This is a genomic window from Sphingomonas sp. CARO-RG-8B-R24-01 (assembly GCF_022662295.1).
Classification (GTDB): domain Bacteria; phylum Pseudomonadota; class Alphaproteobacteria; order Sphingomonadales; family Sphingomonadaceae; genus Sphingomonas.
Map to the genome: position 1 here is coordinate 594,969 of NZ_JAKNQI010000002.1, position 20,028 is coordinate 614,996.

17 protein-coding genes and 2 tRNA genes are annotated in these 20,028 nt (G+C 65.6%); 2 read left to right on the forward strand and 17 right to left on the reverse strand.

The features are described 5' to 3' along the window. Positions 1 to 256: 256 nt before the first annotated feature. The 3 genes from L8G49_RS07590 to L8G49_RS07600 form a co-directional block, all read right to left on the reverse strand. Positions 257 to 332, reverse strand: a tRNA-Thr gene (locus L8G49_RS07590). A 34-nt stretch (positions 333 to 366) separates the two neighbouring features. Further along, a complete protein-coding gene (locus tag L8G49_RS07595) occupies positions 367 to 1,227 on the reverse strand; it encodes a hypothetical protein (RefSeq protein ID WP_242183578.1) in 861 nt (286 codons plus the stop codon). A 30-nt stretch (positions 1,228 to 1,257) separates the two neighbouring features. Beyond that, positions 1,258 to 2,571, reverse strand: coding sequence for a replication-associated recombination protein A (locus L8G49_RS07600; RefSeq protein ID WP_242183580.1), 1,314 nt, complete (start codon positions 2,569 to 2,571; stop codon positions 1,258 to 1,260). A gap of 175 nt (positions 2,572 to 2,746) precedes the next feature. Here L8G49_RS07600 and L8G49_RS07605 point away from each other — a divergent pair, with 175 nt between their 5' ends. Next, positions 2,747 to 3,271 carry a PadR family transcriptional regulator gene (locus tag L8G49_RS07605; RefSeq protein WP_242183808.1) on the forward strand — a complete coding sequence of 175 codons (525 nt, stop codon included), beginning with the start codon at positions 2,747 to 2,749 and terminating at the stop codon, positions 3,269 to 3,271. Then, positions 3,271 to 3,585, forward strand: a complete 315-nt coding sequence (locus L8G49_RS07610; protein WP_242183582.1) for a DUF2218 domain-containing protein — start codon at positions 3,271 to 3,273, stop codon at positions 3,583 to 3,585. The genes L8G49_RS07605 and L8G49_RS07610 overlap by 1 nt, the downstream gene beginning before the upstream one ends. Positions 3,586 to 3,660: 75 nt before the next feature. Here the strand turns inward: L8G49_RS07610 and L8G49_RS07615 are convergent, their stop codons facing one another. The 14 genes from L8G49_RS07615 to L8G49_RS07680 form a co-directional block, all read right to left on the reverse strand. Next, on the reverse strand, positions 3,661 to 4,488 hold the full coding sequence (locus L8G49_RS07615) for a CoA ester lyase (RefSeq protein ID WP_242183584.1): 828 nt from the start codon (positions 4,486 to 4,488) through the stop codon (positions 3,661 to 3,663). Positions 4,489 to 4,501: 13 nt separating this feature from the next. Beyond that, entirely contained in the window at positions 4,502 to 5,245 is a 744-nt protein-coding gene (locus tag L8G49_RS07620) for a GntR family transcriptional regulator (RefSeq protein WP_242183586.1), read from the reverse strand. Positions 5,246 to 5,335: 90 nt separating this feature from the next. Then, on the reverse strand, positions 5,336 to 6,556 hold the full coding sequence (locus tag L8G49_RS07625) for a CoA transferase (protein WP_242139941.1): 1,221 nt from the start codon (positions 6,554 to 6,556) through the stop codon (positions 5,336 to 5,338). Continuing rightward, positions 6,553 to 7,731: an acyl-CoA dehydrogenase family protein gene (locus L8G49_RS07630; protein ID WP_242139942.1), complete on the reverse strand. Its 1,179-nt coding sequence runs from the start codon at positions 7,729 to 7,731 to the stop codon at positions 6,553 to 6,555. Before L8G49_RS07630 ends, L8G49_RS07625 begins: the two co-directional genes overlap by 4 nt. 19 nt (positions 7,732 to 7,750) lie before the next feature. Next, positions 7,751 to 9,127: an MmgE/PrpD family protein gene (locus L8G49_RS07635; RefSeq protein WP_242183588.1), complete on the reverse strand. Its 1,377-nt coding sequence runs from the start codon at positions 9,125 to 9,127 to the stop codon at positions 7,751 to 7,753. After that, positions 9,124 to 10,500, reverse strand: a complete 1,377-nt coding sequence (locus L8G49_RS07640; RefSeq protein WP_242183590.1) for an MFS transporter — start codon at positions 10,498 to 10,500, stop codon at positions 9,124 to 9,126. Before L8G49_RS07640 ends, L8G49_RS07635 begins: the two co-directional genes overlap by 4 nt. Before the next feature lie 101 nt (positions 10,501 to 10,601). Continuing rightward, positions 10,602 to 11,111, reverse strand: coding sequence for a MaoC family dehydratase (locus L8G49_RS07645; protein WP_242183592.1), 510 nt, complete (start codon positions 11,109 to 11,111; stop codon positions 10,602 to 10,604). Positions 11,112 to 11,189: 78 nt separating this feature from the next. Next, positions 11,190 to 12,713 (reverse strand): porin, encoded by a 1,524-nt coding sequence (locus tag L8G49_RS07650; RefSeq protein ID WP_242183594.1) that lies wholly within the window; start codon positions 12,711 to 12,713, stop codon positions 11,190 to 11,192. Between the two features lie 143 nt (positions 12,714 to 12,856). Next, positions 12,857 to 13,771 carry an acyl-CoA thioesterase II gene (locus L8G49_RS07655; RefSeq protein ID WP_242183596.1) on the reverse strand — a complete coding sequence of 305 codons (915 nt, stop codon included), beginning with the start codon at positions 13,769 to 13,771 and terminating at the stop codon, positions 12,857 to 12,859. Positions 13,772 to 13,818: 47 nt separating this feature from the next. Next, entirely contained in the window at positions 13,819 to 14,907 is a 1,089-nt protein-coding gene (locus L8G49_RS07660) for an FUSC family protein (protein ID WP_242183598.1), read from the reverse strand. A 107-nt stretch (positions 14,908 to 15,014) separates the two neighbouring features. Then, a tRNA-Gly gene (locus L8G49_RS07665) sits at positions 15,015 to 15,088 on the reverse strand. Further along, complete coding sequence (locus L8G49_RS07670) at positions 15,068 to 15,433, reverse strand: hypothetical protein (protein WP_242183600.1); 366 nt, start codon at positions 15,431 to 15,433, stop codon at positions 15,068 to 15,070. Before L8G49_RS07670 ends, L8G49_RS07665 begins: the two co-directional genes overlap by 21 nt. After that, entirely contained in the window at positions 15,405 to 16,559 is a 1,155-nt protein-coding gene (locus L8G49_RS07675) for a hypothetical protein (protein WP_242183602.1), read from the reverse strand. The genes L8G49_RS07670 and L8G49_RS07675 overlap by 29 nt, the downstream gene beginning before the upstream one ends. Positions 16,560 to 16,942: 383 nt before the next feature. Then, positions 16,943 to 19,996 carry a glycosyl hydrolase family 28-related protein gene (locus L8G49_RS07680; RefSeq protein WP_242183604.1) on the reverse strand — a complete coding sequence of 1,018 codons (3,054 nt, stop codon included), beginning with the start codon at positions 19,994 to 19,996 and terminating at the stop codon, positions 16,943 to 16,945. Positions 19,997 to 20,028: the final 32 nt, after the last annotated feature.

The following is a 20,028-nucleotide window of genomic DNA, read 5'->3' on the forward strand; positions in this document are numbered from 1 at the left end:
CGGGCAGGGGTGAGGGTCACTATGTATTTCGTGCAACGGATCAAATGTCTGTTCGGATATCACTATCGCAACGGCCACAGGGTGCGGTGGAACGACGGCAAGCGGTATACCGTCTGCAAGGGCTGTGGTCGTCGCATGGTACGCGAAGAGGATGGCTGGCATCTGACAGGCGGCGTCGAGACGGCATCCTGATCAAACGCGTTCCGCAGTACCACGAGCTGATGCGGGACGCGGTGCGCGGCGTCATGCAAGGAAATGGTGCCGGTTGCAGGAATCGAACCCGCGACCTTCGGTTTACAAAACCGCTGCTCTACCAGCTGAGCTAAACCGGCGTGGAGGATCACACCCTCGCGCGCATTCCATGCGTCAAGTGACGCCGAAGGTCCAGCCCTCGGTACGCGCGATCTGATCGGTCATGGCCGCCGGGTGCCAGAAATCGTCGCGTCGCGCGTGGGTGCGCAGCCAGGCGGCGGTCAGGATCGCGTCGGTGGCGTGGTCGGTATAGCGGTCCAGCGGCGTATGCGGGGCGCTGCCGACCTGCGCCAGCGCCACGTCCAGCGCCGCGCCGTCGCGGAGCTTGCTCAGCCCCTTGCGCAGGCCGGCTGCGCGCGCGGCGATCGTGGTGTAGATTTCGACGACGCAGGCCCCGTCGCGTGGCGGCGCATCGATCGGCCAGACCGGAATGGCGGGATCGAGATGATGCAGCAGGCGCATGCCCGCAAAGCTTGCCTTGGCGACCTGCGCCGCGCCGATCGCGTCATAGACGGTCGATGGCTTGCCCCCACCGTTCGCGTTGAAATGCGCTTCGCAGCGACGGTAGTGCATGAAGCGCGCCTTTGCCCCATCGGCCGCGCCAAGATAGAAATGCTGCCCGCGTCGTGCCTCCAGAAACGATGCCGCGCCGAGGTCGGGATCGGCGCTGTTCCGATCGACATAGGCCCAGAGCGCGCGCGGGTCGGTCGCCGCGGTTTCCCCCGGCAGATAGGCGCCGCGTTCGACGAACGGCGCCGCAAAGCTGAAATCGAACCCGACGAGCAACGGCTCGCGCGCCTGTGCGTGCAACCAGTGCAGGATATCGGTTCGCGACCATACGCCGCGCGGCGGGTCGACCAGCACGGGGGCCGCATCGCCCGTCGCACAGACCGCGAGCGCAATGCCGGGATGGCGCGCGCCTTTGGCGCCGGACCAGTCGATCGCGGCAAATCGGGTGAAATGGGTCGGGGTCACGTGGACGCAGAACGCTCGAACGCAGGTCGCTCAGGCATCGCCTGCCTTCAGGCTCGCCCACCAGGCCATGCGCTCGGCGATCCGTTTTTCCATCCCGCGCTCGGTCGGCTTGTAGAACGTTTGCGGCTCCATCCCGGTCGGCCAGTAGTTCGAGCCCGAAAACCCTTCCGCCGTATCGTGATCATACGCATAGCCCTTGCCATAGCCGATGTCCTTCATCAGCTTGGTCGGGGCATTCAGGATGTTCTCCGGCGGCATCAGCGAACCGGTTTCGCGGGCCGACGTCCACGCAGCTTTCTGCGCCTTGTAGGCCGCGTTCGATTTGGGGGCGGTCGCGAGATAGATGCAGGCCTGTGCGATCGCGAGCTCGCCTTCGGGCGACCCCAGGAAGTCATACGCGTCCTTCGCGGCCAGGCATTGGGTCAGTGCCCCCGGATCGGCGAGGCCGATGTCCTCGACCGCCATGCGGATCATCCGACGCAGCAGATACAGCGGCTCCTCTCCGGCGGTGAGCATGCGTGCCAGATAATAGAGCGCGGCTTGCGGGTCGGATCCGCGCACGGCTTTGTGCAGGGCGGAAATGAGGTTGTAATGCCCCTCGCGATCTTTGTCGTACACCGCCACGCGCCGCTGCAGAAAGGCGGACAGGCCGGCCGGATCCAGCGCGGCAGGAAGGTTCACGGCGAACAGCGTTTCCGACTGGTTCAGCAGGAAGCGGCCGTCGCCATCCGCGCTCGCGATCATCGCGTCGCGCGCTTCGCGGGTCAGCGGCAGGGGGCGTCCCTCGGCATGCTCCGCGCGATCGAGCAAGTGCCCGAGCGCGGCATGGTCCAGCCGGTGCAGGATCAGCACCTGCGCCCGGCTGAGGACGGCGGCGTTGAGTTCGAACGACGGGTTTTCCGTCGTTGCCCCGACGAGCGTGACCGTACCGTCCTCGACATACGGCAGGAAGCCATCCTGCTGCGCACGATTGAACCGATGGATCTCGTCGACGAACAGCAATGTCCGCTTGCCGATCCGGGCATGGTCGCGCGCCTCGGCGAACGCCTTCTTCAGGTCCGCCACGCCCGAAAAAACCGCAGAGATCGCCATGAAGCGCAAACCAACGGCATCCGCCAGCAAGCGCGCGATCGTCGTCTTGCCGGTGCCGGGCGGGCCCCACAGGATCATCGAGGACAGCCGGCCCGCCGCGACCATCCGGCCGATCGCCCCCTCGGGACCAGTGATGTGGTCCTGCCCGACGACTTCGGCGAGCGTGGTCGGGCGTAGCCGATCTGCCAGCGGGGCGGAGGCTGCGACGGGCTCCGGGGCAGGGGGATCGAACGCGGCAAAAAGGTCGGCCATCGCCTGAAGATAGGAGTGTTCCCGAAATTTGCACGTGCGGCCTTGTAGTCGCGCCTATAAGATATATCTTAGTGGCATCTCAGATAGGAAAAACGATATGACTGGATTTGAACATCAGGGTGGCCATGGATGCCACCACCGGCATGGCGGTGGCCGCGGTGCAGCCATGGCGACGATGCGCGGGGGGCCTCGCGGTTTTGGCGGACGCGATCATCCCGAGGGGCGGGGCGGGCCGCGGGGACGTCGCATGTTCGACGGCGGCGAATTGCGCCTGGTCCTGCTCAAGCTGATCGCGGATGAGCCTCGCCATGGCTACGATCTGATCCGTAGCATCGAGGAATTGACCGGCGGAGCCTATGCGCCCAGCCCGGGGGTGGTCTATCCGACGTTGACCCTGCTGGATGAAATGGACCTGATCGCCGCACGCCAGGCGGAGGGCGCGAAGAAGCTGTACGCGGTGACCGAGACCGGCGCGCAGCATCTCGCCGAAAACGCCGAACTGGTCGCGGCGCTGATGGCGCGGCTGGCCGAAGTCGGGGCCGAGCGGGCGCGTACCGACAGCGCATCGGTGCGCCGCGCGATGGGCAATTTACGGGAAGTGCTGCTGCACAAATTGCGCAGCGAGGACGTGGCGATCGAGACGGTCCATCAGGTCGTCGCGCTGATCGATGACGCCGCGCAAAAGATCGAGCGACTGTGATGGCGTTGTCCGCCATCGCGCAGGTCCCGACCGCGCATGCCGCCAGATATCTGCAACAGACGTGCAAGCATTGGGCGCATCATCTGTCGGTCGCCTTTACCGCGGACCATGGCACCGTGGCCTTTCCCAAGGACGCGCGAGGTGCGTCGTTCCCCGGGGATGCAACCGTGACGTTCGACGCGACGGCCGACCTGCTGACGATCCGGATCGACGCAACCGCGCCCGATCAGCTCGACGGCCGGAAGGATGCGGTCGTGCGCCACGTCGACCGGTTCGCCTTCCGCGAGGGGCCGCTCGCGTACGCGTGGCGGTAATTGCCCCGAGCGCGGGACCCGGCACCCCGCAGGCGCTCGGGTGGTGGCCGTCGATGCGACCGGACTGAACCAGGGTCAGTCGACCGTGGCGTAGCGCCGGTGCATCGCGACCAGGCGTTTCGCGCGATCCACCACCGGCTTGTCGATCAGCTTGCCATCGACCGCCACCGCGCCGAACGCGCCGTCGATCGCGGCGATCACGCGCTGCGCCCAGGCGACGTCCGCGTCGGACGGGAGGAACGCGGCATTGACCACCGCGACCTGCCGCGGATGGACGCACAGCTTGCCGCCAAAGCCGAACCGGCGGGCGTGGTCGGTATCGCGGGCGAGCGCCGCGTCGTCCGACAGGTCGGTCGAAACGCCATCGACCGGCGCGTCGAGCCCGGCGGCGCGCGAGTGCAGGACCATCTGCGTGCGGATCGTGTCGAGTTCGGCGGCATCGCCGTCGATCCCGGCATCGGCCTGGAAATCCACCGTACCGAACGAAAGGCGCACCAGGCCCGGCGCGGTCACCAACTGCGCCAGGTTGAGCACGCCCGCGACCGTCTCGACCAGTGCATGCAGCGGCTTGCCCCCCGCAGCTGCCTGCAGCGCGGACAGGTCGCCGGCGCGTTCGGTCTTGGGCAGCATCAGCCCGGCGACACCGGACAAGCCGGCAAGCGCGCGGACATCCTCGGCGTGCCACTCGGTATCCAGGCTGTTGACCCGGACCACGAAGCGTGGATCGCCCAGCCCGGCGAGCGCATCGTGGATGACGTCGCGCGCGGCGGCCTTGCGTTCGGGCAGCACCGCGTCCTCGAGGTCGATCACCACCAGATCGGCACCGCTCGCCCGGGCCTTGTCGAAGCGTTCGGGGCGATCGCCGGGAACGAACAGGATACTACGGGCGGGGGCGGTGATCATGGCGTCGGGTCTTTCAAGGACCGGGATTTTGCTCCCGGCGGAAGGTCTGGGAATAACTGTAGCGATCGGCCGGGTGCGTATTGATCGCCATCTCGACGACTTCGCCGCGGCCGTTGAGGTAGCTGCGCGTCAGCCGCAGGCCGGCGGAGGAGGTCTTGGCCTCCAGCAACCGGGCAACCGCGGCGGCGATCGGCACGGCCTCGATCTGCTGGCGGACCTCGGCGATCTGTTCGCCGAACTGTTCCTCGATCCGCTTGAAGATCGGCACGTCGCCCACCTCATCGGCAAGCTTCAGGCTGCGGAAGGCGGGGTGGATATAGACGTCCGAATAGGAAATCGGCCGACTGCCGTCCGCCCGCCGCAAGGCGCGCAGGTGCAGCCAGGTCTGTCCCGCGGTCGCGCCCAGCTGCACGGCGAGCGCGCCGGCAATGTCGACCGTCCGCCGTTCGAGGATCGTGAGCGTCGTCTCCTGCGTATATTGCTGTAGGTCCGACAGCCCTTCCATGACCTGGCGATAGCCGGTGGGGCGCGGCAGGCCGAGCACGCGCGTGCCGACCCCCGCCTGGCGGCTGACCATGCCCTGCTGGACCAGCCGCTTGATTGCCTCGCGCACGGTAAAGCGGCTCGCGCCGAACTGGTCGCACAGTTCGAATTCGGTCGGCATCAGCGCGCCGACTGGATAATGCCCCTCCTCGATCTCGCTGATCAGCGTCTGCGCGAGTTGCAGATAGCGCGGTTGCTGGCGGATTGGCGGCATGGACGGTCCATTGCGGATAAGAGGCTTTGCCCGATGATACGGACAATGCCCCGCACCGCAAGGGACGGTAGCGCGCGGTAACCATCCCGGTCAGCGGATGACCGCGCGATCCCGCAGGTCCGCGACTTCGGCCGCGGCATAGCCGAGCTTCGCAAGAATGTCGTCGGTATCCTGGCCAAGGGTCGGTGCCGCAACCGTTGGATGCGTGGCGCCGCCCGCGCGGATCGACGAGGCGATGCCGGGGAGGGGGCCATGTTCGGGATGCTGGAAATCGAGAATTCGGTCGGCCTCGGCCAGATACGGATTGTCGAGCGCCTGCGCGACGTCGAGCACCGGCGCGGCGGGGACACGCCCGGCGAACCGTTCCATCCACGCCGCGGTTGTTCGCGTCGCCAGCACCGCGTCGAGATCGGCATTGAACGCGGGCCGGTTGGCAAGCCGGTCGGCGAAGGTCGCGTAGCGCGGATCCTCCGCCCATTCGGGCCGCTCGATCAGCACGGTCAGCGTCTGCCAGAACTTCTCCTTGTTGCACATGACGAAGATCCAGCCATCCGCCGTCGTGTAGAGCTGGCTCGGGGTCAACGACGGATGGCTCGAGCGAGCGGTGCGCTCCACCTTCACGCCGCCGTTGAGATACCATTCGGCGACATAGTTGAGGTTGCCGAGCGCGACGTCGAACAGGCTGACGTCCAGATCGCGCCCGACCCCGCTCGCGCGCGCCGAGACGACGCCCGCGAGGATGGCGAGCGCGGCGGTGGTGCCGGTCATGAAGTCGACGATCGACAGCCCGAAGCGCGACGGCGGCGTGCCCGGTTCGCCGGTGAGCGACAGATAGCCTGCCTCCGCCTGCATCAGGTAATCATAGCCCGGCCACGCCGCGCGGCTGCCGGTGCGCCCGTACGCCGACAGATGGACGCAGGCGATCGCCGGGTTCGCCTTGGACAAAGCGGCATAATCGAGCCCGAGCTTGACCGGCAGGTCGCCGCGCAGATTGTTGAATACTACGTCGGATTCCGCGACGAGCTTTTCGAGCACCGCGCGTCCCTCGAGGCTCTTGAGGTCGAGCCCGAGGCTGCGCTTGTTGCGGTTGAGCGATTCGTAGAAGTGGCTGTCGCCGGGCCCGAAGAAATAGGGCCCGACGTGGCGACCGATATCGCCGCCATCCTTGTGGTTCTCGATCTTGATGACCTCGGCGCCCAGGTCGGCGAGCTGCTGCGTGCCGAACGGACCCGCCCCATATTGCTCGACCGCGACGATCCGCAGGCCAGCAAGCGGCTGGTTGCCGGACATGGTGGAAGCGGGCTGGGTCATACCGGGTTCCGTGCGATGATCTGCTTGGCGATGATGATCCGCTGCATCTCGTTGGTGCCCTCGCCGATGGTGAGCAGCGGCGCGTCGCGGTACAGCCGTTCGACGTTATATTCGGTCGAATAGCCGTAACCGCCGAAGATCCGCATCGCTTCGATCGCGTTTTCCAGGCCTGCTTCGGTGGCATAATATTTCGCCATCCCCGCTTCCATGTCGCAGCGCTGGCCAAGGTCATAGGCGCGCGCGGCGCTCTCGGTGAGCAGGCGCGCGGCATAGACGCGGGTCGTCATCTCGCCGAGCTTGAGCTGGATCGCCTGATGCTCGCAGATCGGCTTGCCGAAGGTCTTGCGGGTCTGCGAATAGGCGACCGCCTCGTCGAGCGCCGCCTGCGCGATGCCGACCCCGCGCGCGGCGACGTTGATCCGCCCGAGTTCGAGCCCGCCGAGCACCTGCTTGAGCCCGACGCCCTCGACTCCGCCGATCAGGCGGCTGACCGGGACACGATAGTCGTCGAAGGTCAGTGCGTTGCTGTCGAGGCCCTTGTACCCGAGCTTCCCGAGCTTCTTGGACACGATGAAGCCGGGGCCTTTTTCTGCGATCAGCAGGCTCATACCCTTGTGGCGCGGCTCGGCGGTCGGATCGGTCTTGACCAGCAGCAGGATGGTGTTGCCCGATCCCGAATTAGTGATCCACATCTTGGACCCGTTGACGACATAGTCGTCGCCGTCGCGGACCGCGGTGGTCCGGATCGCCTGGAGGTCGGTGCCCGCATCGGGCTCGGTCAGGCCGATCCCACCGCGGAGTTCGCCAGTTGCGAATTTGGGGAGGTAATAGTCCTTCTGCTCGGTCGTGCCGCAGCGCTGGACGGTCATCGCCATGATCATGTGGCTGTTGATGATTCCAGCGACCGACATCCACACGGTCGAGATCCGCTCGATGATCCGCGCGTAGATCAGCGTCGATACGCCGAACCCGCCGTATTCCGGTGCGATCATCAGGCCGAACAGGCCCATTTCCTTCATCGTATCGACGATCTTCTGCGGATATTCGTCGTCATGTTCGAGCTGGTGCACGAACGGCTTCACGTCGGTAACAAGGAATTTCTCGATCGAATCGAGAATCATCGCTTCCTCTTCGGTCATTGCGCCGGGGGCGGCGAGCGGGGTTTCCATGTTCATCGGACAGGCTCCTTGAAGGTCAGGGACGGTGGGCGAGCACGTCGGCCAGCGTGCGTGCAGGATTTTGGTCGATCGCGAGGATCGCGGCGCGGATCGCCTCGGCGCGTGGTGCGTCGATCGTGCGAGTGGCGTTTTCCACGAACTTGCGGCTGATATCGGCGTTGCTCAGCGGCCGGTCGGCAGCGCCACGATTGACCCCCTCGCGTCGCCGCAGCGTCCGGCCGTCGCGGGTTTGCACGATCACCTCGCCGGTAAAGTGCGTGGGGTAATCGCTGTCGGGGTCGATCGCATAGGCGACCCGCCCGGCGAGATCGCGCACGGCGGGATCGCGCAACGCGGCCGGATCGAGCGCGTCGAGCGTGAAGCTGCCAATGAGCAGCGCGGTCGCCACCGTATAGGGGATGGAGAATTGCGCATCGTACCCGGTCGCGGGCGTACGCTTGGGGGCGGCGGGTTCGCATACGATCGGGATCACGGCTTCGGGCACGAGGACAGTGACCTCCGCGATGTCCGCGCCGCGCAGCCCGTGTTCCTGGCGTAGCCAGATCGCGGCATCGATCGCGGCGTGGGTCATGTGGCACGCGGGCAGCGGCTTGACCGCGACATTGTCGATTTCCCACACGTCGCCCAACCCGGCGGTTGCGCGCGCGATGTGCTCCGGGGCGGCATCGCGCAGATACAGCGCGTACAACCCGAAGCGCCCTTCATAGGCCGCGGTCGGCCCGACATAGCCGTGCCGCGCGAGCGTCGCCGCGGTGATCGCCGAACTCGCCGCCCAGCCGGGATGAAGCCGCTTGGTCCAGGCCCCGTCCTCGAGGAACTCGAGGCTGCCGCCGGCCATCGACAGGACGATGCCTTGCGCCATCGCGCTCTGGGACGGATCAAGCCCGAGCAGCCGCGAGGACGCGACGGTCGATCCGAACGCGCCGATCAGCCCGGTCGGGTGAAAGCCGAATCCGTGGAACGCGCCGCCCGATACGCTCGCCACGCGGGTCGAGACCTCCATCGCCGCGATATAGGCAAGCAGCAGATCCGCGCCCGAGGCGTCGGCGCGGTCCGCGGCGACCAGCGCGGTGGGGAAGGCGCTGACGGTCGCGTGGATGATCCCGCCGGCGTGGGTGTCGTCGTAATCCAGCCCGTGCATCAGGATGCCGTTGAGCATCGCCGCATCGCGCGGCACGAGCGCGCGGCCGTGGCCCAGCACCGGGGCAGTGCCTTGCCCCAGTTCCTCGGCAGCGGCGAAGGCGCGGTTCGCCCAGGGCGCGCCGATTGCGGCGATCCCGGTGCCGACCGCGTCGAGGATCAGGTGGCGCGCGCGCTCCAGCACGGTCGATGGCACCCGGTCGATCGTCAGTTCGTTGGCGAAGGCCGCGTAGGTGGCGGAGAGCAAGGTCATGCGGTTGCACCCGCGGCGGCGGCGAGTTCATCCGCCGACACCTCGTCGAGCGACTGCCCGGTCGTCTCGACCCGCAGCAGGCCGACCGCGATGATCATGGCGACCAGCACCACGCCGACCATCCCGAGCACGCCGTGCAACCCGAAGTTGGCGAACAGGAAGACGGTCGCATAGGGCGTGACCATCGAGGCGGCGCGCCCGCACATCCCGGCGAACCCGGTGCCGCGCAACCGGTAGGCGGTCGGGAACAGCTCGGGGATATAGGCGAACAGCGCGAGCGTCACGAGCGTGTAGATGCTCGACACCAGCAGGAAGCCGGTGAGCGGGACCATCACGTCCCCCTGGGCATTGGGGTAGAGGAAGCCGAACAGCATGATCGCGACCGCCGTCAGGATCAGCGAAAGGCGGCGCGAAATGCGGTCGGCGATGCCGATCGCGATGACCGCGCCGAACACGCTGCCGAACGACATCAGCGTGGTATACCAGAGCGACGTGACGATCCCGGTGCCATGGCTGACCAGGAAGGTCGGGAGCCATGCGACGAAGCCGTAAACCGACACGTTGACCGCAATCGCGGCAAGCGTCGCGGCGATGACGCGGTTGCGCAGCTTGGGGCCGAACAGGGCCTTCAGCGGGGCGTGAACCATTGCGATCGCACGCGCGGGCGCCGGCGCGGGGAGCGGGCCTTTTTGCGCGGAGACTTCGCGCTCGATCGCGGTCAGCGTCGCCTCGGCCTCCTCGAACCGGCCGACCGATTCGAGCCAGCGCGGCGATTCCGGCATCTTCTTGCGCATGATCCAGACGATCAGCGCGGCAGCGCCCGCGATCGCGAACATATAGCGCCAGCCGAGGGTCGGGATGACGATGTAGCCGATCGACGTCGCGACCAGCAGCCCCGAATTGACCACCATGCCCATGATCGAGACCCAGCGGCCACGAAACGCCGGGGGGATGAACTCGCCGAGCGTTCCCGCCGCGACGACGAGTTCCGCGCCGAGCCCGATCCCCATGACGAAGCGGCAGACGATGAGGAAGGTCATGGTGGGCGAGAAGATCGCCGCGACCGACGCGAGCCCGAACAGCGCGAGGTTGAACTGATAGGACGCGCGCCGGCCGAAGCGATCGCCGATGTAGCCGGCCATGCCGGCGCCGATCATCATGCCGAGGAAGGTCATCGACATGAACACCGCACTCTGCGCGAGCGTCGAGAACCCCTCCGCCTTGAGCGCGGCGATCACGCCGCCCGCCAGATAGACGTCGAACGCATCCAGGAACGCACCCGCGCTGATCAGCGCGAGGATCCGCCAGTGGAACCGCGATATCGGAAGGCGGTCGAGCCGGGATCCGGCGTTGACGGCAAGGTGATCGGCCATTCTCGGCTACCTCTCGTGATGAAACCGGCGGGGCCTTCTTGATCGAAGATCTGTTGCCGTCGTTCAGGGGGCCGAGCGCAGGAGGCGCGTCGGCCATCGGGTCAGATGTCGTCGGGCGCGTGTCCACGCTTGTAGACGAGCGAATTGCGCGTGAATTCCATGATCTGCGCCCCATCCTGGTTGAAGGCGCGGGTCCGCGTGGTGACAATCCCCTGCGTCGGCCGCGACTTGGAATCGCGGATCGCAAGCACCTCGGTCTCCGCGGTCAGCGTATCGCCGCCGAACACCGGGTGCGTCAGCTTGATATCGGTCCAGCCGAGGTTGGCCGGGGATTTGCCGCTGACGTCGTTGACCGTCATGCCGAGCACGATCGCAAGCGTCAGCCCGCTGTTGACCAGCAGCCGCCCGAACTCGCTCTTCGCGGCATATTGCGCGTCGCAGTGCATCGGATGCGCGTTCATCGTCATGAGCGAGAACTGGATATTGTCGGCGTCGGTGATCGTGCGGCCGGGGCGATGCTCGTAGATGTCGCCGACGGCGAAATCCTCGACATAGCGGCCGTAGCTGGCGCGGTAGCGATGGTCGCCGACCTTGATGGCAGAAAGGCTCAACGGGACTCTCCTTTGAACGTTTGTACGGACATTATCGAAGTTGCGGTTTGGTGGCAACCTCCGCTTTGTAACAGAATGTTAGAAGGCCACCTCGGCGCGGGCTGCGAGCGTGTCGCCGGTGTCGCGACCCTGGAAGCTGCCGGTCCGGTTGTCGGTACGGTAATGGATATAGTCCGCCATGAAGCGGAAGTTGTTGGTGAGATACCAGTTGAGGCCGACCGTCCCGGCCCAGCCCGTCCCGCCGAGCGGCAGGCCGGATGCGTCCATGTCCTCATAGCGCGCGACCAGTTCGAACGCGCCGATCCCGCCGTCGAGGATCGAATGCTTCACATGCGGCGAAAGGTACGTCCCGCTGCGCGAGGAATAGGTCGGCTTCTCGCCGGTGATCCACCAGCCGCCGTTGACCGACAGGGCCTTTACCTTGGCGTGGGCGAAGGTTGCGCCCGGTCCGCCGCGGACGGTGCGCTGACCGTATTCGCTGAACGCATAGATCTTGCCGAGCGTGCCGCCGAATTCCAGCCCGAACGCGGTCGACCCGGTCGCGCCGGTCAGCGGGGCGGATTCGACGCGGATGCTGTTGTTGATCGCCCCCGACATGTTCTGGACGACCGTGGTCGCCGGCGAGGTGCCCGGAATATTCTCGTCATACACCCACCCGCCGACGTGGACGACCGCGTTTTTGGTCAGGATCGGGTTCCAGTGCGCGCGCGTCAGGAACATGCGATTGTCGCCGCGCGTGAAATCGCTGTCGATCGCATCGCCGTGCACCGCGGCGCTGACGTGCCAATTCTCCCCGCCCGCGCGCGCCGCCACGCCGAGCAGGTAGACGCGCCCGCCCTGGGTCGCGAGCGCGGTCGTATTGATGTTCGTCGTGATGAACGGGTTGGCGGTCGCCGCCGTGCCGATGTCCATGCCGCGGTCGGTGATCAGGTTGCCGAAGCGGATGTCCGCGTCCGTCTTGCCGAACTTGGTGCGATAGCCGACGAACGTCTGCACGACCTCGACCGCATTGCGCCGGAAGTCCGCTTCGAACTGGTAGAACAGGTTCTTGCCGATCGTCCCCACGCCGCCGAAGCGGAACTGCCGCAACGTCGATACGGTGATGTTGCGCGGGTCGTACGCCGATCCGGTGCTGGACGAGATGTCCGCCAGAATGCGGCCGCGCGGCTTGAACGAGAACATCCCGTCGCGGCTGCTCAGCACCGGGGCGCCGCGGGTCCAGTCGACCGCGAGATCCGCCGGCAGTGGCGGGGCGGGCGAGTCCGTGGTCTTCAGCTGACTGACCGCAACGGGCGCGACTTTGGCGCCGGGGTACGGGGGTGTCGCTGCCAGATTTTGCGGCGGCACGGCGGCGACCGCGGGCGGCGGGGCGGCCGTGGCGATGGCGGTCTGCGCCTTCCTGCGAGCAGTAGCGATCAACGCATCGGCGCGTTCGCGCGAGACCAGCTTGTTGGCGACCATCTCGTCGATCAGCGCGAGCATCGTCTGGTACGACGTGTCCGTGTCGAGGGGAGACGCCGCAGGTTTGGCGGACTGCGCGAAGGCGGTCGATGGAAACAGGGTGAGCGACGCGCACAGCATCGCGGCGTACGAATGACGCATTCTGACATCCTCTTGGCAGCGGAAGGGCCCGTCTGGCGCGGCTTCGCTCTTCCATCCGGACTCATATCCGGTTGGCTCTCCTTATTGTCCGTACAAATTAGAAGTCAACCAAATTCACAACCTCGATCAAGCGCTTCGCGTTCTCAAGGGAGGTGGGGGACGGTCGTTCGCGGGCCAAGATCGGGGCGCATCCGGATCAACCCCTCCTGAGTGACGTGTGCGATCAGCCTGCCGTCGCGGCTGTGGATCATGCCGCGCGCGATCCCGCGGCCATGGCCGCTCCACGGGCTGTGGCTGCTGTACAGGAGCCAGTCCGCCAGCGGGGGATCGTCATGGAACCACATGGCATGGTCGAGGCTCGCGACCTGCATGCTATGGTCGAACATGTTGATCCCGTGCGGGATCAGCGACGCACTCAACAGCGCATAATCGGACAGATAGGCCAGGATCCCGCGCCCGACGGCGGGGTCTTGCGGACCGGCGCCGCGCAACCGGATCCAGACATGCGAGGCGGCGGGGGCCGGGGCGCGCTGCAGGAAGGCGGGCGTGGCACAGGGGCGGATCTCGAACGCGCTCGGTCGGCGCAGGAAGGCGATTGCCGCCGCCGGAAAGTGGTCGGCATAGTCGTCCGCGAGAACGTCCAGCGGCAACAGGTTCTCTGGCGGCGGCACGACCGGCATCGCCGTCGTATGCGTCAGCCCGGGCTCGGGCCGCTGGAACGATGCCGCCAGCGTCAGCAACGCGAGCCCATTCTGCAGCGCGGTCACGCGGCGATTGGCGAAGCTCTTTCCGTCGAAATCGCGCTCGACATGGAAAATGATCGGCAGGGTCTCGTCGCCCGCCCGCAGGAAATACGCGTGCATGCTGTGGACGCGCGTCGTCGGATCGGTCGTGCGTTGCGCCGCCATCAGCGCCTGCGCGACGACCTGCCCGCCAAAGACGCGTCCGGTCGCGCCGGGCTTGCGCGGACCGCGATAGAGGTTGGTGTCGAGCCGTTCGAGATCGAGCAACGCGAGGACGGTCGCGGCGAGATCGGCGGGGGGCGGGGTGTCGGTCATCGCCCGGCGCTAGGGCCGGCGCGCGACAGGTCAAGGTGTTTGCGGTCTCACGCGACGTTGGCGGCAAGGACCTTCGAGGGTACGATTTCGTCGGCACGCGCCGCCAGGTCGAGCAGGTCGCGATGAAGCCGCCCGGCGGCAAAGGCGAGGCCGAAGACCCGCCCCGACGCCTCAAAATCGAGCGTGGTCGCAGCGGCGCTGCCCCGGAACGCATCGAGCGCCAGCCCGAACCCGCGATACGATGCGGTAGCCTCGCCGCGGTCGACCGTGGTGCCGGCGGTCAACGCCACCGCACAATTGGCGGCAACGAGCGCGTGCGCTTCGAGCATCGCGCCCGCCGGGGTCGCCAGCGCAGCCATTGCGGCACCGGGCAGCGGTTCGTCGAGCGCGCGCCCGATCAGCACGAGGTCGTTGCGGACGCGCCACAGCGTCCGGGGGACCGCGGCGGGGATGCGGTGATCGGCAAGCCGCGACGCACGTTCGCGATCGGCGTCCTTCATCGCCAGTTCGACGTTCCCCAGCGCCAGGCGGAGCGCGGCGTGATCCGGGGAGGACGGCAACGCCTCTCCCGCCGTGAGTGCTCGCGCCTGTTCCCGCAGCATGCGCGCGACGTGCCCGAGCACCGCGACCGTCCGCGCGATGACCAGACCGTGCGACCGCGCCGGGAAGACGAGCATCGACGCCAGCACGCCGATGATCCCGCCGATCCCGATCTCGATGACCCGGTCGCGCACGAAATCCTGGACGGATGCCCCGGGCGGCGCGCTGAGCAGCATGATCGCCGCGGTCACCGGCGCGATCCGCAACCGCGGGCGGATGGCCGCGACAAACGCCGCGATGCCGGTCACCGTCACGAGAACCAGCCCGACCTCGATCGTCGCGGTCCGTTGCAACGCCGCCCCCAGCCCGCCCAAGAGCGCGCCGATCAGCGTCCCGAGCAACCGGTCCGTCGCCGCGCCGAGCGTTCCGCCGATCGACCCCTGCATGACGATCAGCACGGTAAAGACCGACCAATAGCCCTCGTGCAGACCGAGCGCCTTGTACGCCGCGAACGCCGCACTCGTCCCGACCATGATCCGCGCAATCTGGCGCAGGTTCGCGGCGTTGGCGGTGAGCGCTTTGCGAATGGGGGCCACGATCGTCAGGCTATGGTCCGCGAAAAAAGGCAGCGGTTCCGCCGCCACGGCCGCGCTGCGTCTGGAGCGCGCCGGCTGCGGTTCACCGTGCAGCGGATCTGATCGGCTGGAGCGGGTGAAGGGAATCGAACCCTCGTCGTAAGCTTGGGAAGCTTCTGCTCTACCATTGAGCTACACCCGCAATGCGGCGTATTTCCGTGGTTTTCTGCTCGGTGTCAATCGGCGTTTCGACTTTTCCGAAATCGAAAGCTTGATAACGAATATAGATTCCGGCTCGTAGGTCTTTGTCCTGTCTGAACGCCTGTTTGAAGTTGATGCCAGGTATTGAAGCAACGCCCTCAAATCGGTCTCGACGAGACAATTGACGTGACATGTAATTGATGCCGACGAGGCAGCTCTTGCGAGACTCAGCACTGATGGCGGGATTGTTAGGGTTGTTTACGGCGCCATGATCAAACAGAGGGACGGAAGCAAGCCCCCGCCCCAAATCGAAATAATTAGTTTTTGACGCAGTAAAGTAGCGCAACGTTCTTCGGCCGGGTTTCATCACCTCCAGCTTTGCCCGTGGGGGGTGGTGGCGACGAGGGTGCCCATCCGAAACCGAGTCCCGTTCCCCCGGCTTGAGTACCATCATTCGGACTGCCGTCGTCCCATACGTCCTGTGGGCGTGTATGAGAATGCTCTTTAAATTGATCGTCCTGCGTGCTGCCTACCTGACGTAAGCCTGCCGGATCGATGTTCGTTCCTGTTCGGTCCAAGCCACGGATGAACCTTCCCTGCGCCAATGTAAATTCCGACCAGCCGGCCGGACAGGTGTTGGCGTTGAACGCGACAACGGCGTTTCTTGTGCTAACCGTAACGGCGTCAAGATCGGCGATCGCCTTTTGCAGGCGTTGCAAAAGGGAATCGGGAACACCGTCGGTATAGCTATCCCAGGGAATTACGACCTCGGAGTCAGCACGCGTAGCCGCGAAGATGGACACGCTGTCTAGCGTCGACGCCGAATTTCTACTACAAATAAGATTGGCGGTCGTGTTGCTACGGAGAACGACCGAACTCCCCTGTGACGCTTGGCCTGCAGGGTTACTCCAATTACAATGTACTCCAAGCGACGTTGTAAATGCGATGGACTCTGCGTTGCCGGAACTGGGAGAGCGGTTGGATACGCTGAAGCGGGCAGAGCTCGCGCCAATTGCGGCGGGATTTATTCCGAAACCTATAAGATAATACGACATCTTTAAGCAGTTATCATAGGCTGTGTACGCGCCGGGGGCAATTTCCTCTATATATTGCTGAAAGGCATCGGCGCGGGATTGAGTTGATTGGGTATCGCTGCAGTATTTTCCCGCAATTGCATCCGCAGACATGCTGGAACTGCCGAAGTTTGCGGCGAACCCTTCGTAGGAGCCTCCACCGCTCATAGACTTACCTTGGGTATGGGCTTCCGAGTGTTGCCTGCAAAAGTTATTAATAAACTGGTGAAAGCTCGTGTTGTCTGTAATGCGCGAGCTTCGAATACGTGATAGCTCGATAAGATTGTTGCATGTCTGCGCTTGTGCGTAGGCCTCACTGGGGATCAGCAAGAGGGTCGCAGAGAAAAATATCATAAAACTCAAACGTAAAATACTATTTATAAGGTATATTGTATTCACTGAACTGCCCTCCCGAGCTTGCAGGGCCAATAACGGCCACTGTGGACAATGAGTTGGGCAAGTACACCTGAGAGTGCGACCTAAAGCAAGGCATAACTTGAACACGCCGTGCTGAGTTGTAATGTTAAATTCGGTTAATGGTTCGAGCAGATTACGGTGATGCAAATTGACGGGACTAACGAACGTGCCCGTGCCCCTTTTATCCGTCTGTTTTCCCGTCATTCTTCGCTTCTGATAAAGCGTTAAGGAACGATAGCGACTGTTTCTGTCGGCATAGCTACGTTGCGCTGGATAATTGTCGCGATGATTGCGTTGTATTCAGCTCGTGGCCGGTAAGCGCCGCGATCATCTGGTCGGCGATCCCGTCCATCACCTGCGGCACGTCAGTCGGCAATCGCCACGCGATAGACAGCATGATGGGTCAGCACGAACAGCGTCTTGCCCCCGCCGCCGATCAACAGTTGCAGCGGACGGGCCGGAATATCGATCCGTCCGAGCGAAGTGCCGTCCTGGCCGTAGACGAAGACCTGGCCGTTCGCGACATAGACGCGGCCTTGCGCATCCGTCGTGACGCTTTCTCCGCCGCGGTCGGCGAAGGGGGTGAGGTCCACGACCGCGCCGTGCGCGCCGAGGCGGCCGCGATAGGTCCGGTTTTCCGATCCGTTGGTGACCCATACCGGCTCGCCCGGCCGAGCGGTGACGAACCCGTAGCTGTCCAGCGAGTCCGAAAAGCGCCAGCCGCGGAAGGTCGCCGGCCCTTGCTGGAACGTGCGGTATGCGGGAAGCGCGAGGCTGCCGTCGGGCGAGACATAGGCCTGCGCCTTGGGGAGCGCCATGTCGCGCCGGTACATGTCGGCAAGCGTCGGATAGGTGTAGCGTTCGAGGTCGAGTTGATCCTTAAATTCACCATTGTTCCAGGTGCTTACCGGCAGGACCGTGGCGGCGGTCTCATGGTCGGCGGCAGGAGTCGGGGCGATGGTGGTGATTGATCCGTTCCGCGCATCCGGCGTCAGGCTGTAGACCGTGCCGTTGCGTCCCGCGGACGACAGGACGAGCAGGTCGCCGGAACGCGCTACCGCCAGGTTGACCGCGTCCAGGGGCGCGTCGCTGACGATCGAGAGACCTTGCTCCGGTGCCCAGTGATAGATGCGTTGCGCCGCATGATCGACGAAATAGAGCGATCCGTCGGGACCGATCGCCCCGCCGGCGGCGGCGTAGAAACCGTCCGCGATCCGCTCTACCCTGGTGTTTGCGTAAGGTCCGGTCTCGGCAGCCGGAACCGCACGACCGGCGACGTCGAGCACGGCGAATTCGCGTTCGCGTACCTGGAGGCCGCTGGCCATGTCCTGGATCGCATTTTCGTAAGGAAATTTGCTGGCCCGCAAATAGGTTGCGCAGCCCTGCTCGTCGCAAGTGCCAAGCCCGCTCTCGGCGTTGACGTGGACGTTGCGAAAGCGGACCGTGTTGGTCCCGTACAATCGCACAGCCGCCGGCGCGGGCTTGATCGAGCGGGTGACGCGATATGCGTGATAATTGGCGATGAGGATGGCGCGCGAATCGCGGATCTCGAACGAGGTCGCGTCCTGGCTTTCGCCTGCTTCCTCCTCGGTCTGCGGCGCGAGGAATTCCCAATTGGCGACATGGTCGAGCACGAACTCGCTGCGGACGTGATGCTCGCTCGACATCTGGTAGACATGGCCAGGGGTATCGGTGTCCGAAACCAGCATGCCGGCTGCGGCATAGGTGTCCGGGGTCCACAGATTGGCGAAGGTCCCGCCACCGCCGCGCGTGACCCACAGGCTCGGATATTGCGCGTCCCAGCGTTTGGCGGGATCCGCGTCGCCCGTGTGGTTGGCATTATACGGATCGAAGCGCGTGCCGTCCGCCAGATCCGTCCCGTGCCCGCCCTGGAACTTGACGTCCTCGACCAGCGACCCGGCCCCCGCCATCCACAGCAGTGCGGTCGCGCGCGGGTTGATCCCGCCGGTGAACAGGCCGAGCCCGGACACGATCGCATCGCCTCCGCTTGCGCTTTCGATCAGGGCCTTGGGGCTTCCCACACCCTGGAATGCGGGTGTCCCGTCGGGGAGAATGATCTGGGTCAGGCTCGGGTGCAGCGCGACCAGCACCGTGTCGGGCTTGAGCCGCAGCGTATCGGTGACGACGTAGCGCCCGGCCGGAAAATAAACCGTTCGATGCGTATCGATCGCGTGCTGGATGGCTGCGGTATCGTCGGTCTTGTTGTCGCCTGCGGCGCCGAGGGTGCGGACGTTGGACCAGCGGGCGGTCGGCGGCAGCGGGCGGATCGCGGGCGGGGACGGTGCGGGAAGCCGCGCGATCGGCGCTGCGGTCATGACGGTCTGGTAGGTGCCGGTCGTGCCCAAGGCGGGGAGCGTGAGGCCGTAGGTGAAGGCAGCGACTCGGTAGCTGGCGCCCGCGCCAGCGACCTGCCGGCCACTGTCGCGGAAGCGCGCAAAGACCGGAGTCGCACGGGCAACCGCATTTTCGAACCCGATCTGGGTGAAGACGGTGCTTTCGTTGCTGATGGTAACGCCCGCCGTGGCAATGCGGTCGAAGCGGACATTCTTGCCCCACAGCCAGTCGCCATAGCCGCGGTCGATGTCGATCGCGACCGGCATGTCGCGAAACGCGACGTTGACGAGCGTCAGGTTGGCCTCGTGCTCGCGGATCCCCGCTTCGCGCTGGCCCTCGAAGGTCGAGTCGAGCAGCGTGAACTGCCAGGCGGGGGAGGGTTTCTCGGTCAGGATGCCATAGCGTCCGCCGTGGAAATGCAGGTCTTCCGCCTGGTTGGCGACCTGGTAGAGGCCGGCAAGACCCGAGCCGATGGCGAAGTCGATATGCGCGAGATAGGCGTGCTGGGCGGCGTGGAAGCGGATCGCCGTCGCGGCGGGGTTGCCTTTGCCGATCACGAAATCGACGTTCGACAGGGCGGGATAGAAGGTGCCGGGATTGGCATCCGCGATATCGGGATTGAACGGAACGCTTCCGGGCGGGGGGAAGGGGGTGCGATACGCCGCCGCCGTGTCGACCGCGCCGGGTTTCGCTCCGGCGAAGATCACCATAGTGGCGAGGCCCTTTTGGAACCCCGGGGTCGCATCGCCCAGCACGATCACCGGGCGCGTCTTGCCGACCCCGAACACGCGCACGCCTGGCCAGAGGAAGATCGTCCGGCTGATGCGATAGCGGCCCGACGGCACGAACACGATTCCGCCCCCACCTTTTGCGGCGGCCGCGTCGATCGCGCGCTGCAGCGCAACGCTGTCGTCCGCCCGACCGTCGCGCGCGCCTTCGACCGTGACGGCACGCGGGTCTTGCGGTGCGATCTGGTAGACGGAGGTCGAGGCGCATGCCGGCAGCGCCATCGCGCTCAGCGAGGCGAGCAGCATCGTGCGGAACGGGAGCGACCAGCCGGACATGGCATATCCTCAAACACAACGTCCCGACCGAC